At 72.6% G+C, this 13,520-nt stretch carries 12 protein-coding genes; 10 read left to right on the plus strand and 2 right to left on the minus strand.

All coding sequences use genetic code 11. The features are described from left to right. The first annotated feature begins 195 nt into the window (after nucleotides 1–195). The 3 genes from MXD59_RS03570 (at nucleotide 196) to truA (ending at nucleotide 3,024) form a co-directional block, all read left to right on the plus strand. Nucleotides 196–1,245, plus strand: coding sequence for a DNA-directed RNA polymerase subunit alpha (locus MXD59_RS03570; protein WP_248813320.1), 1,050 nt, complete (start codon nucleotides 196–198; stop codon nucleotides 1,243–1,245). A gap of 117 nt (nucleotides 1,246–1,362) precedes the next feature. Further along, entirely contained in the window at nucleotides 1,363–1,938 is a 576-nt protein-coding gene (rplQ, locus tag MXD59_RS03575; RefSeq protein ID WP_248823399.1) for a 50S ribosomal protein L17, read from the plus strand. A 183-nt stretch (nucleotides 1,939–2,121) separates the two neighbouring features. Next, nucleotides 2,122–3,024: a tRNA pseudouridine(38-40) synthase TruA gene (gene truA, locus MXD59_RS03580; RefSeq protein ID WP_248813324.1), complete on the plus strand. Its 903-nt coding sequence runs from the start codon at nucleotides 2,122–2,124 to the stop codon at nucleotides 3,022–3,024. Nucleotides 3,025–3,071: 47 nt separating this feature from the next. Here truA and MXD59_RS03585 read toward each other — a convergent pair whose 3' ends face one another. Then, the gene (locus tag MXD59_RS03585; protein WP_248823400.1) at nucleotides 3,072–4,760 is read right to left on the minus strand and encodes a hypothetical protein; all 1,689 of its coding nucleotides are present in this window, start codon (nucleotides 4,758–4,760) and stop codon (nucleotides 3,072–3,074) included. Nucleotides 4,761–5,098: 338 nt separating this feature from the next. On the opposite strand from MXD59_RS03585, the gene rplM reads away from it, so the two are divergent. The 4 genes from rplM (at nucleotide 5,099) to glmS (ending at nucleotide 9,501) form a co-directional block, all read left to right on the plus strand. Further along, complete coding sequence (gene rplM / locus MXD59_RS03590; protein ID WP_163549192.1) at nucleotides 5,099–5,542, plus strand: 50S ribosomal protein L13; 444 nt, start codon at nucleotides 5,099–5,101, stop codon at nucleotides 5,540–5,542. Between the two features lie 94 nt (nucleotides 5,543–5,636). After that, entirely contained in the window at nucleotides 5,637–6,044 is a 408-nt protein-coding gene (gene rpsI / locus MXD59_RS03595) for a 30S ribosomal protein S9 (protein ID WP_248813328.1), read from the plus strand. 109 nt (nucleotides 6,045–6,153) lie between these two features. After that, the gene (gene glmM, locus MXD59_RS03600; protein WP_248823401.1) at nucleotides 6,154–7,521 is read left to right on the plus strand and encodes a phosphoglucosamine mutase; all 1,368 of its coding nucleotides are present in this window, start codon (nucleotides 6,154–6,156) and stop codon (nucleotides 7,519–7,521) included. A gap of 90 nt (nucleotides 7,522–7,611) precedes the next feature. After that, nucleotides 7,612–9,501 (plus strand): glutamine--fructose-6-phosphate transaminase (isomerizing), encoded by a 1,890-nt coding sequence (gene glmS, locus MXD59_RS03605; protein ID WP_248823402.1) that lies wholly within the window; start codon nucleotides 7,612–7,614, stop codon nucleotides 9,499–9,501. A 44-nt stretch (nucleotides 9,502–9,545) separates the two neighbouring features. Here the strand turns inward: glmS and MXD59_RS03610 are convergent, their stop codons facing one another. Then, on the minus strand, nucleotides 9,546–10,115 hold the full coding sequence (locus tag MXD59_RS03610) for an SWIM zinc finger family protein (protein ID WP_248823403.1): 570 nt from the start codon (nucleotides 10,113–10,115) through the stop codon (nucleotides 9,546–9,548). A gap of 600 nt (nucleotides 10,116–10,715) precedes the next feature. Here MXD59_RS03610 and MXD59_RS26835 point away from each other — a divergent pair. The 3 genes from MXD59_RS26835 (at nucleotide 10,716) to MXD59_RS03625 (ending at nucleotide 13,455) form a co-directional block, all read left to right on the plus strand. After that, nucleotides 10,716–11,255, plus strand: coding sequence for a PadR family transcriptional regulator (locus MXD59_RS26835; RefSeq protein WP_308301635.1), 540 nt, complete (start codon nucleotides 10,716–10,718; stop codon nucleotides 11,253–11,255). A gap of 183 nt (nucleotides 11,256–11,438) precedes the next feature. Beyond that, entirely contained in the window at nucleotides 11,439–11,795 is a 357-nt protein-coding gene (locus MXD59_RS03620) for a holo-ACP synthase (RefSeq protein WP_248813337.1), read from the plus strand. A 94-nt stretch (nucleotides 11,796–11,889) separates the two neighbouring features. After that, nucleotides 11,890–13,455, plus strand: coding sequence for an NAD(P)H-hydrate dehydratase (locus tag MXD59_RS03625; RefSeq protein ID WP_248823458.1), 1,566 nt, complete (start codon nucleotides 11,890–11,892; stop codon nucleotides 13,453–13,455). Nucleotides 13,456–13,520: the final 65 nt, after the last annotated feature.

A 13,520-nucleotide genomic window follows, 5' to 3' on the forward strand; every position in this document is an offset into this window, starting at 1 on the left:
GCCGCACCCGGTCGCCTCTGCCATGCACCGTTTCGCGGTGCACACTGGAGAGGCGACGGGTGTTCGCCGGCGCCGCAGGCGCCGGACCCGCGGACGGGGCGGACCGATGTCCCGTCCGCTGGCTGCCGAACTCGGGCAGCTCGCACTACGCGGCGTCATATGGCGGGCGCCGTGGGCGGAAGGATCACCACCACCATGCTGATCGCTCAGCGTCCCACCCTGGTCGAAGACCCGATCTCCGAGTTCCGGTCACGTTTCGTGATCGAGCCGCTGGAGCCGGGCTTCGGCTACACCCTGGGCAACTCCCTGCGCCGGACCCTGCTGTCCTCCATCCCCGGTGCCTCGGTCACCAGCATCCGCGTCGACGGGGTGCTGCACGAGTTCTCCACCGTGCCCGGCGTCAAGGAGGATGTGACCGACCTGATCCTGAACCTCAAGGAACTGGTCGTCAGCTCCGACAACGACGAGCCGACCGTGATGTACCTGCGCAAGCAGGGCCCCGGTGAGGTCTCCGCGGCGGACATCGCTCCCCCGGCCGGCGTCGAGGTGCACAACCCCGAGCTGCGTCTGGCGACCCTGAACGACAAGGGCAAGCTCGAGATCGAGCTGACCGTCGAGCGGGGCCGTGGCTATGTCAGTGCCGCGCAGAACAAGCAGGCCGGTCAGGAGATCGGGCGTATCCCGATCGACTCGATCTACTCGCCGGTGCTCAAGGTGACCTACAAGGTCGAGGCCACCCGTGTCGAGCAGCGCACCGACTTCGACCGGCTCATCGTCGACGTCGAGACCAAGCCGTCGATCTCCCCGCGGGACGCGATGGCCAGCGCTGGCAAGACCCTCGTCGGCCTGTTCGGGCTGGCGCAGGAGCTCAACGCCGAGGCTGAGGGCGTCGACATCGGCCCGTCCGCCGCGGACGCGGCACTGGCGGCCGACCTGGCGCTGCCGATCGAGGAGATGGACCTGACGGTCCGCTCCTACAACTGCCTCAAGCGTGAGGGCATCCACACGATCGGCGAACTGGTCTCGCGCAGCGAGGCCGACCTGCTCGACATCCGCAACTTCGGGCAGAAGTCGATCGACGAGGTGAAGACGAAGCTGGGGGCCATGGGCCTGCAGCTCAAGGACTCCCCGCCCGGGTTCGACCCGCGGCAGGCTGTCGACACCTACGGCACCGACACCTACAACGCGCCGTTCTCCGACCCGCACGACGACGGCGCCGAGTTCGTCGAGACCGAGCAGTACTGACCTTCCGAGGGCCCCCGCGCGATGCGGGGGCCCTCGTACGACATCCGGTGGCCGCATGCCGCCGTCCTACGGGCGGGCAGCCTGGCGGGACAGTGAAAGGAACGAGGAGCACTCATCATGCCCACGCCAACCAAGGGCGCCCGGCTCGGTGGCAGTCCCGCACATGAGCGGCTGCTGCTGGCCAACCTCGCCACCGCGCTGTTCGAGCACGGCGGCATCACCACCACCGAGGCGAAGGCCAAGCGGCTGCGTCCGTACGCCGAGCGGCTGGTGACCTTCGCCAAGCGCGGTGACCTGCACGCCCGTCGCCGGGTGATGCGCCACGTCCGGGACAACTCGGTCGTGCACACCCTGTTCACCGAGATCGGTCCCCGGTACGCCAACCGCGAGGGCGGCTACACCCGGATCATCAAGCTCGGTAACCGCAAGGGTGACAACGCTCCGCTGGCCCGCATCGAACTGGTCGAGGCGCTGACCGTCGGCCAGCAGGCCGTCGGTGAGGCCGAGCGCGCCCGCGGCACCCAGTTCGCGGAGCGCACCAAGCCGACCGGCGCCACCGCCGAGGCCGCCGAGGACCTGGCCAAGGAGTCTCCGACCGCCGCCGCCGTCGCCGCGCAGGCGGCCGAGGCACCGGCCACCGAGGCACCGGCCACCGAGGCTGCGAAGACCGATACCCCTGACACCACCTCCTAAGGTGTCAGCTGCGTTCTGACCTGTTCTGACCGCTGGTTCGAGTGTCGCGCACGACCGCGGCGAAGCTGGTCGTGACGATGGCCGAAGGCCCGCCGCCCGGAAACGGGTGGCGGGCCTTCGCTGTTGCGACGACCACGGTGCCGCGCACCGTCCAGGCAGTGCCCATCGCTGGGGGAGTACGAAATGGCCGATGACACGGGAGCCGACCTGGGCAGCGGCTCCCCACCGCGAGCCGTGCACAGCCTGCCGCCGGTCGTCGGCTCCGGGGCGGGTCTGGTCCGGCTGCGGCTGGGCATCACCTACGACGGCACGCCGTTCGCCGGCTGGGCCCGCCAGCCCGCGCAGCGGACCGTCCAGGGCGACGTCGAGGACGCGCTCATGCGGGTCGCCCGGCTGTCCGCGGTCCGGCTGACCGTCGCCGGACGGACCGATTCCGGGGTGCACGCGCTCGGGCAGGTGGCGCATGTCGACCTGCCCGACGAGGTGCCACTGGGTGGTCTTGCCCGCCGGCTCAACGGGGTGCTTGACCGCGCCATCCGGGTCACCGCGCTGGCGCCGGCGCCAGCCGGCTTCGACGCCCGGTTCTCCGCACTGTCCCGCCGGTACGTCTATCGCATCACCGACGCGGCGTTCGGCGCCGAGCCGCTGCGCCGCTTCGACACCCTGGCCTGGCCGCGACCGCTGGACGCGGGGGCGATGGCCACCGCCGCCCTGGCGCTGCTCGGCGAGCATGACTTCGCCGCGTTCTGCCGGCGCCGGGAGGGCTCGACCAGTGTGCGTACCCTGCTGCGCCTGGACGTGTCCCGTCGCCGCGACGGTGTGCTGACCGCGGACGTCGAGGCGGATGCCTTCTGCCACTCGATGGTCCGAGCCCTGGTCGGGGCGCTGCTCGCGGTCGGCGATGGCCGCCGGCCGCCGAACTGGCCGCTGGCCGTGCTGCGCCGCGGACTACGCGACCCCGCGGTCACGGTCGCCCCCGCGCACGGCCTGACCCTGGTCGAGGTGCGCTACCCCCCGGATGCGGCGCTGGCCGCCCGGGCCGAGGTGACCCGGGCCGTACGTGTCCCGACCACCCCGTCTGGTTGAGCCGCCACCACACCGGACGGCGCTGACCGACCCTGAACCCGACCGGGTCAGCGTCGTGGGCCGTGACCGAGGACGGCGCGGTCACCGATGGGTTCGGTGGCGAGTGCGGCGAGGTCGGTCTGGGCGGCCCGGAGCGGGACGTCGGTGGCCGCTCCCGCGGTGCCGTCGACGTAGGCGACCTGGGTGTAGACCAGGTAGTGACCGTGGCTCTGTGCCCCGCGCCAGGAGTTGTTGCCGCCGGGGCCGGTGATCCGTGCGTCCCTGATGCTGCCCGCGGGGATGGGCAGCGGCGCGATGCCACCGCTGCCCTGGTTGAGCACCTGGGCGCCCTGGGTCGCCGTCGTGCTCGTGTCGAGGCGGAACACCGTCACACCGGTGAGGACCTGGCGGGTGCCGGCCGCGGGCGTGCTCAGCAACAGCGCGCGCACCACCTGCGCGCAGTGGGTGCCGGCGAACAGCGTGGTCAACTGGCCGGTCAGCTGTGGGCAGCCGCTGTCGAGCCGGGTGGCGATCCGCTGATAGCGACGTCCATCCCGGTCGATGGAGGCGTCGGTGAAGAACTCGTCCGCGCGGATCGGGTCGACGTCGGTGCTCACACTCTCGAGGAAGTTCGCCGGAATCGGTGCCAGCGAGACCGCCGTGGTGGGCTGCGCCCCCGGGGATCCGCCGTCGTCCCCGCCGCGCAGTGCCACGACGGCCACCGCCGCGATCAGCACCACGACGGCACCGGCCACGACCAGCAGCATCCGCCAGGCCCGCGGAGGTCGTCTCCCCGGTTCGTCGGGGGCCGGACCGAACTCGTCCTGCGGACCAAACCCGTCGGACGCCTCACCCCGTGGGTCACCGCCCTGCGGATCGTCGCCCCAGGCGCCGCCTCCTTCGGAGCCGAAGCCGTCGGGGCCGTACCCCAGCGGGCTGCCGGAGGCCACGGACCCGGACCCGAACTCGGACCCGGACGTCGCGAATCCGCGATAGCCCGAGGTCGGTCCGGTCGCGCGCAGGCCGGCGGGGGGCGCGTTCTCGCCGGCCCCGGCCCGGGACGCCGGACGTTCATGCCGGCTCGGCCAGCCATCCGCGGCCGACTCCTGGACCGCCGCGGTGCCATACCCGGTGCCGGTGCGGGTCGTACCCGGTCGGGTCACCGGCGTCGGCATCGTCGCCGGTGACACCTCGCTTGCCGCGGCCAGCTGACCCGCGGTGGACTCCTGCCCTCCCGCGAGCTCGTGTCCCCCAGCGAGCTCCTGGCCCGTCGTGAACGGCAGACCCGTGGTGAACGGCAGACCGGCGGTGGAGGGATCGACCGTCGTGGGCTGGGACGGCGCCGTCGAGGTGGGGAGGTGGCCGGTCGAGGTGGGGAGGTGGCCGGTCGAGGGAGGGAGGTGGCCGGTCGAGGTGGGGAGGTGGTCGAAGGAGAACGCGTAGTTGCGCGGGCCGCCGAACAGGGGATCGTCGGTCGGGGGCGCCCACCCGTCATACGTGACGTGGCGACCGTGCAGATCCAGACCGGACGTCGCCGGGTCGGACGTCGCCGGGCCCGGCGAGGTGGGGCCGGTCGCCGGGCCCGCCGACGTGGGCCCAGGTGCGGCTGGGCGAGGCGTCGCGGGGGCCGACGGGTCCGCACCCGGCGAGGTCCAGGCGGTGGAGCTCCAGCCCGAGGGGGAGTGTTCCGGCGAGTCGTGGTCTGGAAGGTCAGGGATCGGGCGCCCTGCCTGGCCCCCGCCATCCGATTCAGTCATCCCGGCCAGAATAGCCAGGGTTTGTCGGTGCGTCGGTCCGAGCGGAAAGTCCGTGGGCGTCGCCGATACCCGGGTGTGCCCGGGCCGGCGCCGGCCCGAGACCGGTCCGACGCCGACCGTCGGCGACGTCGACGCGTCCGGGTCGGTAGGCTCACGGATCACGCCGGATGGCGGGGGTGGAGGGCCGCGAGACGGCTTCTCCCGGCAGCCTGGTAACCTCAAAGACTGCTGCGCGTGACACGTCCCGTCTGCGCGCTCCACATTCTTGACGAGTCCCGCCCGTTCGGCCCTCTCGGGGTCGTGCGGAGGGAGTGTCGTCCGAACGAGAAGGCAGACCTGTGCGCACGTACCAGCCCAAGCCCGCGGATGTTCAGCGCGTCTGGCACGTCATCGACGCCACCGACGTGGTGCTCGGCCGGTTGGCGACCCAGGCCGCCACACTGCTGCGGGGCAAGCACAAGCCGATTTTCGCCCCGCACATCGACACCGGCGACTTCGTCATCGTGATCAATGCCGGCAAGGTGGCGCTGAGCGGCAACAAGCGCGAGCAGGCGCAGTACCACCGTCACTCGGGTTTCCCGGGCGGTCTGCGCAGCACCTCCTACGGCGAGCTGCTCGACACGCGGCCCCAGGTCATCGTCGAGAAGGCGATCAAGGGCATGTTGCCGCACAACCGGCTCGGCCGTGCCCAGGGCACGAAGCTGAAGGTCTACGCGGGTCCCACCCACCCGCACGACGCTCAGCAGCCCACCCCCTTCGAGATCATCCAGGTCGCGCAGTAACCGCGGACCTCCTCCGGCCGGTTCGGGTGGCGCCGCGAGGCCGCTGCCGTCGCCGGCTTCGGGAACCACGCATCAACCGAGGAAGGAACGCGACGTGGCTGTCGTGACCGACGTACAGGGCAATCCCCGCGCCACGGGCCGGCGCAAGGAAGCAGTGGTCCGTGTGCGGCTGCTGCCCGGGACGGGGCAGTGGACGCTCAACGGGCGTTCGCTGGAGGAGTACTTTCCCAACAAGGTGCACCAGCAGCTCGTCAACGAGCCGCTGAAGGCGCTGGAGCGCACGGAGTCGTTCGACATCATCGCCCGCCTGCACGGCGGCGGTGTGTCGGGTCAGGCCGGTGCGCTGCGACTCGCCGTCGCCCGCGCGCTGATACTGGTGGATGAGGAGTCCCGGCCTACTCTGAAGAAGGCCGGCTTCCTCACCCGTGACGCCCGGGTCAAGGAGCGCAAGAAGTACGGCCTGAAGAAGGCCCGTAAGGCTCCGCAGTACAGCAAGCGCTGACCCGTGTCCCCGCACCGCCCAGCTCACCACGAGCGGGCGGGTGCGGGGGCTCGACATCGCCGTCGCCTGAACGGGTCTCCGCTGATCCTTCGAGCATGGGAGACCCTCAGTGACGAGGCTCTTCGGCACCGATGGTGTCCGGGGTGTCGCCAACGTCGATCTGACCGCGGAGCAGGCCCTCGCGCTTGCGTCCGCGGCGGCGGAACTGTTGGGGCGGCCTGGCGAAGCCGCCGGCCGCTCCGGCGTTGCGCGTCCGTTGGTGATTGTCGGGCGGGACACCCGCCCGTCCGGTGAGTTTCTCGAGGCCGCGGTGGTGGCCGGTCTGGCCGCCTCGGGTGCCGACGTCGCCCGGATCGGGGTCGCGCCGACACCAGCCGTCGCCTATGCCGTTGCCGGTACCGGGGCGGCCTTCGGCGTGATGCTGTCCGCCAGCCACAACCCGATGCCCGACAACGGCATCAAACTGTTCGCCGCCGGCGGCCTGAAGCTGCCCGACGACGTCGAGGACGCCATCGAACGACGGATGGCCCATCCGCCCACCCGTCGCCCCGTCGGCGGTGACGTCGGCCGGGTCCGCGACGTGCCCACACTTGTGGACGACTACGCCCAGCACCTGCTGCGGGCGCTACCGAACCGGCTCGACGGGCTGCGCGTCGTGCTGGACTGCGCCCAGGGCGCGGCATCGTCGATCGGCCCCCGGGTGCTGCGGGAGGCCGGCGCCGAGGTGATCGCGCTGCACGCCGACGGCGACGGCACCGCCATCAACGAGGCCAGCGGCGCCACCCATCTGGAGAGTCTGCGCGCCGCCGTGCTCGAGCACGGCGCGGACGTCGGCATCGCCCACGATGGCGACGCGGATCGCTGCCTGGCCGTCGACGCGTCCGGCGAGGTCGTCGACGGCGACCAGATTCTCGCTGTCTGCGCCCTGGCCATGGCCGAGCGCGGCGAGTTGACCGGTAACGCGGTCGTCGTCACCGTGATGTCCAACCTGGGTTTCCACCACGCCATGCGCGAGGCCGGGATCGCCGTGGTGACCACACCCGTCGGCGACCGGTATGTGCTCGAGGCGATGCGCGCCGGGGGTTACGTCCTCGGTGGCGAACAGAGTGGTCACGTCGTCTTCGCTGATCATGCGACGACCGGCGATGGTCTGCTCACCGCGCTGCGGCTGCTCGGCCGGGTCGCGGAGAGCGGCCAGCCGTTGGCCGAACTCGCCAAGGCGATGACCCGACTGCCGCAGGTGCTCGTCAACGTCCGCGGGGTCGACCGCGCCCAGGTGACCACGTCGTCGGCGCTGCGGGTCGCGGTCGCGCAGGCCGAGGAGCAGCTCGGCGACGCCGGACGGGTGCTGCTGCGTCCCTCGGGCACCGAACCGCTGGTCCGGGTCATGGTCGAGGCGGAGAGCGACCGGGTGGCCCGCGAGATCGCGCACCGGCTGGCCGCCGTCGTCCAGGGGTCGCTGGCGATCGTCAGCTGACACCGCTCGGGAGATCACACTCGGACAACACTCCCGGCTCAGGTGGGGGAGTGCCGGTGGAGCCGGCGGCACCTGCGTACGCTGAGCGCCATGTGCGGGATCATCGGGTACGTCGGTGACCAGTCGGCTCTGGACATCTCTCTGCAGGGTCTTCGGCGGCTGGAGTACCGAGGCTATGACTCCTCGGGCATCGCCGTGGTGGGCGCGGGTGAACTGCGGACGGCTCGGCGGGCGGGCAAACTCGCGAACCTGGAGAAGCTGCTCGCCGAGAACCCCGAGCCGGATCCGATGCCCGGTACGACCGGGATGGGCCACACCCGCTGGGCGACCCATGGCGGTCCGACCGATGTGAACGCCCACCCGCACATCGACTGCACCGGTGCGATCGCCGTCATCCACAACGGCATCATCGAGAACTTCGCCCTGCTGCGCGCCGAACTCGAGGCCGGTGGGCACGAACTCGCCAGCGAGACCGACACCGAGGTCGTCGCCCACCTGCTCGAGGTCGAACTCGCCGGCGACCCGGACCCGGACCCGGACCCGGCTGAGGTGTCCCATCCGCTGGCCGCGGCACTGCGGCGGGTCTGCCAGCGGCTGGCCGGCGCGTTCACGCTCGTGGTCGTGCACCGGGACTTTCCCGAGGTGGTCGTCGGGGCCCGGCGCAACAGTCCGCTGGTCGTCGGGCTGGGCGAGGGTGAGTCGTTTCTCGCCAGTGATGTGTCCGCCTTCATCGCCCACACCCGGGAGGCGATGGAGATCGGTCAGGACCAGGTGGTCGAGGCCCGCAGGGACGGTGTGATCGTCACCGACTTCGAGGGCCGTCCGGTGCAGAACCGGCGCTACCACGTCGACTGGGATGCCAGCGCCGCCGAGAAGGGCGGTTACCCGTACTTCATGCTCAAGGAGATCAACGAGCAGCCGACCGCGCTGGCCGACACCCTGCGTGGCCGGCTGTCCCCGCAGGGCGCCATCGTCCTGGACGAGGAGCGCCTCTCGGCCCAGGACTTCCGCGATGTCGACAAGGTCTTCATCGTCGCCTGCGGCACCGCCTACCACGCCGGGCTGATCGCCAAGTACGCCATCGAACACTGGACGAGGCTGCCCTGCGAGGTCGAGATGGCCTCGGAGTTCCGCTACCGCGACCCGGTCCTCGACCGTTCGACCCTGGTCATCGCGATCAGCCAGAGCGGGGAGACCCTCGACACGCTGATGGCGGTCAAGCACGCCCGGGAGCAGAAGGCCCGGGTGCTCGCGATCTGCAACACCAACGGTTCGACCATCCCGCGCGAGTCGGACGCGGTGCTCTACACCCACTGCGGGCCGGAGGTCGGCGTCGCCTCGACGAAGACCTTCCTCGGCCAGGTGGCGGCGTGCCTGCTGGTCGGTCTGTACCTGGCCCAGGTGCGGGGCGTGCTCTACGGCGACGAGGTCGCGGCCTACGTCGAGCGCCTGCAGCGGATGCCCGAACTGGTGGAACGCACCCTCGGGCGGCTCGAACCGATCCGCGAACTCGCCCGGGAGCTGGCCGACGCCAAGGCGGTGCTCTTCCTCGGTCGCCACGTCGGCTATCCGGTGGCGCTCGAGGGCGCGCTCAAGCTCAAGGAACTGGCCTACATGCATGCCGAGGGCTTCCCCGCCGGGGAGCTCAAGCACGGGCCGATCGCGCTCATCGAGCCGGGTCTGCCGGTGCTCGTCGTGGTCCCCTCGCCGCGTGGACGAGCGAACCTGCACGACAAGATCGTCTCTAACATCCAGGAGGTCCGGGCCCGCGGGGCGCGCACCATCGTCATCGCCGAGGACGGGGACGTCGCCGTCGAGCCCTACGCCGACCATGTGATCCGGGTGCCGGAGACGACGTCACTGTTCGCCCCGCTGGTCACCACGCTGCCGCTGCAGGTGTTCGCCTGCGAGCTCGCCCTGGCCCGTGGCCTGGACGTCGATCAGCCCCGCAACCTGGCGAAGTCCGTCACCGTCGAGTAACCCCGTCAGCCGAGGGGCCGGTGCCTCGCCGGCCCGGCCGCGGCTCAGGCGGAGGGGGTCGCGCCGTGCTGGCGGCCGTGCCAGGCGACGGTCGCCTCCCACAGGGCGTCGGCGACGGCGTCGTTCTCGTCGGCGGCGTCGAGCAGGGTCTCCACCAGTTCCGCCCGGGGCGCCCGGCTCAGGAACACCCGCATCGCGGCGTGCACCGGATCGTCGGCGAACAGCGAGCTCTCCTCGATGGCGCCGCCTTCGCCCTCGTCGTCGTCCTCGTCGTCCTCGGCGAGACCCGCCGAGCCCGTGGCGACCAGGGCGACGGCCACGGCATGCCGACAGAAGGTGCCGGTGGCGCCCTCGGGGCAGGTGCAGCCGGTCCGCGGCCCGTCGTCGGCCGCCTCGAGGCGGACCTCGTGCGGGCCGTCGTCGTCCACCGTGCCGGAGGCGTTGGTGGGCCGGATGCGCAGCTGCTCCACCCGCCCGAGCAGGGCGAGGTTCACACCCTCGATGAACACGTCGGTGCCGGCGCGTTGCGCGCACGCCCGTTCGGCGAAGGCCGCCTCGAGCGGGGTGACAGGGTCCCCGTCGTGCCCGTTCTCCCCGGACACAGAAATGATCACTGGCTAATCCTACGGAATCCACGCGCGAACGGGGCCGGCCGGTCGGCTCCGCGGCGGATGATCCTCGACCCGGGGGTTGTCAGACGTACGATCGCGATATATCGTGAGCGTACGCCACGGCGACAAGATGGTCGTTGTTGGTTTTCTGTAGCGCAGCCCCGGCGGGTCTGGCCCGGGCGGGGCGCAATCACTCCGAAAGGAAAAATCATGACTTCGCATGCGATGTCGGGCCCATGGGGCTCACAAGGTGCCTGGGGCGGCCGGGCCGGATGGGGCTTCCCGTTCGATCCCGCGCGGCTGTCGGAAGTGTTCGAGGCGATGGCCGGTTGCGCTGACCGGCGGGCCCCCGAAGGGGAGTCCTCCGGTCGAGGTCGCACCAGCCGCGCCGCCCGCGGTGGTCCGGGCGGTCCCGGTGGCCCTGGCGGCCCCGGTGGTCGGCGCGAGCACGGCGGCGAGGGGCGCCCTCGGGGGCGTCGCGGTGGGGCGGGCTGGGGGCCCGGAGGGTTCCCGGGCTTCCCTGGTTTCCCTGGCCCCGGGTTCGGCCCGGGCTTCGGCGGGCCGGGCGGTTTCGGCGGTCCCGGCTTCGGCCGCGGGCCCAGGGTGGGGCGCGGTGATGTCCGCGAGGCCCTGCTGGCCCTGCTGGCCGAGGAGCCGATGCACGGTTACCAGATGATCCGCGAACTCGGCGAGCGCAGCGGCGGCACCTGGCGTCCGAGCCCCGGGTCGGTGTACCCGGTGCTGTCCCTGCTGGCCGACGAGGGTCTCGTGCAGGCCGAGGAGGCCGACGGCAAACGCGTCTTCCACCTCACCGAGGCCGGGCGCGCCCACGTCGAGTCCCGCGCCGGCCAGCGTCGGCCCTGGGAGACCGCGGCCGACGGCGCCGACGAGGAGCTCACCAGTCTGCGTTCGCTGGCCTTCGCGGTCGGCGCCGCCGTGGTCCAGGTCGCCCAGGCCGGCGACGACGAGCAGCTCGCGGCCGCCCGCGCGCTGCTCACCGAGACCCGCCGCGGTCTCTACCGCATCCTCGCCGGCGATGAGGTCGGCGGGGATGGTTCCGACGACCAGCCGTCCGAGGCCACCGGAAAGGCCGAGGCCGGGCAGGGCGAGACCGGGCAGGCGGGTCCGTCGGTCTCGACGTGAGCCACCGCGACCGAGCTGAGCACCCCGGCACGACCCCCACTGGGCGTCCGCATCCGACCGATGCGGGCGCCCGGTCCCGTCTGTCGGCACGGTCACCCGCGCGGTCGGGATGTCCGTCGGCCACGGGTGATCGTCCAGGTGGCGCTGATCGAGTCGGGCGCGCCGATGTGGGAACCTCGACGGATGGCAGTTGTGGGCATCGGCGTCGACGTGGTGGACATCGACCGGTTCACCGCCACCCTCTCGCGCACACCGGCCATCGCGATGCGCCTGTTCACCCCGGCTGAACGCGCCCTGACCAGGCCGGAACGTCTGGCCGCCCGGTTCGCCGCCAAGGAGGCCGTGGCCAAGGTGCTCGGCGCCCCACCCGGGCTGGAATGGCATGACGCCGAAGTCCTGGCCGGTCCTGGCGGTCGTCCGTCGCTGCGGGTCGGGGGCACTGTGGCGGCCGTGGCCGCGCGGTTCGGCATCGCCAGCTGGCATCTGTCGCTGACCCACGACGGCGGGGTCGCCGTCGCCATGGTCGTCGCCGAGTCCTGACCCGGCTCGTCCCGCCACGGCGGGGACGTCCGGCGATGTGGACGTCCGGCGATGTGGACGTCTGACCGGGCGGGGAGCGGGCAGCATGGGCGACATGCGAAACGCGCACACCGTGGAGCAGGTTCGGGCGGCCGAGGCGGAGCGGTTCGCCGTTCTCCCCCCGGGCGCACTCATGCAGCGGGCGGTCTTCGGGCTGGTCGCCTACGTGGTTCGACGGCTCGGCCGGGTCCACGGCGCCCGGATCGTCATCCTGGCCGGTTCCGGTGACAACGGCGGCGACGCCCTGTGGGCCGGCGCCCGGCTGGCGGCCCGGGGGGCGCGGGTGGACGCGATCGCCACCGGAACGACACATCCACAGGCCACCGCCGCGCTGCTGGCCGCCGGTGGCCACCGCCAGATCGTCGCGACGTCCGCCGGGCCGGACGAACCCACCCTCCGCGCGCTGCTGGAACGCGCCGACCTCGTCCTCGACGGCCTGCTCGGTATCGGCGGACGCGGGGGACTGCGCCCGGCGCACGCCCGCCTGGCCGCGCTCGCACCGCCGCGGCGCACCGTCGCCGTCGACCTGCCCAGCGGTGTGGACGCCGACACCGGCGCCGTGGCGGGCGACGCGATCCGCGCCAGCGCGACGATCACCTTCGGGACCTACAAGCGTGGCCTGTGGCTGATGCCCGGAGCCGCCCACACCGGCCCGGTGGAGCTGGTCGACATCGGTCTGACGCTGCCCGAGCCGGACCTGCGAGCGCTGGACGACGCGGACGTCCGCGCGGCGCTGCCAGTACCGCACGAGACGGCGTCGAAGTACCGGCGGGGCGTGCTCGGGCTTGTCGCCGGCAGCGACGACTACCCCGGGGCGGCCGTGCTCGCCGTCGGCGGGGCGCTGCGCGGCGGTGCCGGCTATCTGCGGGTCGTCAGCGTGGGACGCGCGGACCCGGCCTCGGGGCGCATCCACGGCCGGGCCGGCGACCATGTCCGCGCGGCGCATCCGGAGGCCGTGGTCACCGACATCGCACCCGGTGACCGGGCCGCCCTGCTGGCCGCCGGACGGGTGCAGGCCTGGGCGATCGGCCCGGGTCTGGCCGGCGACACCTCGGCCACCGGCGCGTCGCTGGACGCCCTGCTCGGCGAGGACGTGCCGCTCGTCGTCGACGCCGGTGCCCTCGACCCGCTCGCCGACCTGCTCGCCGCCGACCGCACCCGGCTGCACCGGCGGGTCGCACCGGTGCTGGTCACTCCGCATGAGGGCGAGTTCGCCCGGCTGGTCGGGCGGGTCCTGGGCTGGGACGCGGCGAAGGCCGCGGACGAGCTGGCGGCCGACCGGCTCGCGACCGTGCGGCGGGTCGCCGCCGAGACCGGCGCGGTCATCCTGCTCAAGGGCGCGCGCACCCTCGTCGTCGAGCCATCCGGGACGGCCTGGGTGAACACCACCGGTTCGCCCTGGCTCGGCACCGCCGGCAGCGGGGATGTGCTCACCGGCCTGATCGGCTCGCTGGCCGCCGCCGGCCTGCCCGTGGCGTTCGCCGGGGCGGTGGGTGCCCACCTGCACGGCCGCGCCGCCGAACGGGCCGGGGTACACGGCTGCCTCCCGCTGGCCGCAAGCGACCTGCCCCGCCTGCTCGCCGCCACCGTCACCGACCTGTTGACCGACCCGGCCCGCTGAGGGAGCCCGACCCGACCCGCTGGCGGGGCTGGGCGCGGGCCCGGGCTGGCTCTGGCCGACGGGCT

The organism is Frankia umida, assembly GCF_023242945.1.
GTDB lineage: Bacteria > Actinomycetota > Actinomycetes > Frankiales > Frankiaceae > Frankia > Frankia umida.

Bases quoted from the DNA above. Each gene is read 5' to 3' on its own strand.
- MXD59_RS03570 (WP_248813320.1), top strand. From the start codon at position 196: ATGCTGATCGCTCAGCGTCCCACCCTGGTCGAAGACCCGATCTCCGAG.
- rplQ (WP_248823399.1), top strand. From the start codon at position 1,363: ATGCCCACGCCAACCAAGGGCGCCCGGCTCGGTGGCAGTCCCGCACAT.
- truA (WP_248813324.1), top strand. From the start codon at position 2,122: ATGGCCGATGACACGGGAGCCGACCTGGGCAGCGGCTCCCCACCGCGA.
- MXD59_RS03585 (WP_248823400.1), bottom strand. From the start codon at position 4,760: ATGACTGAATCGGATGGCGGGGGCCAGGCAGGGCGCCCGATCCCTGAC.
- glmS (WP_248823402.1), top strand. From the start codon at position 7,612: ATGTGCGGGATCATCGGGTACGTCGGTGACCAGTCGGCTCTGGACATC.
- MXD59_RS03620 (WP_248813337.1), top strand. From the start codon at position 11,439: ATGGCAGTTGTGGGCATCGGCGTCGACGTGGTGGACATCGACCGGTTC.
- MXD59_RS03625 (WP_248823458.1), top strand. From the start codon at position 11,890: ATGCGAAACGCGCACACCGTGGAGCAGGTTCGGGCGGCCGAGGCGGAG.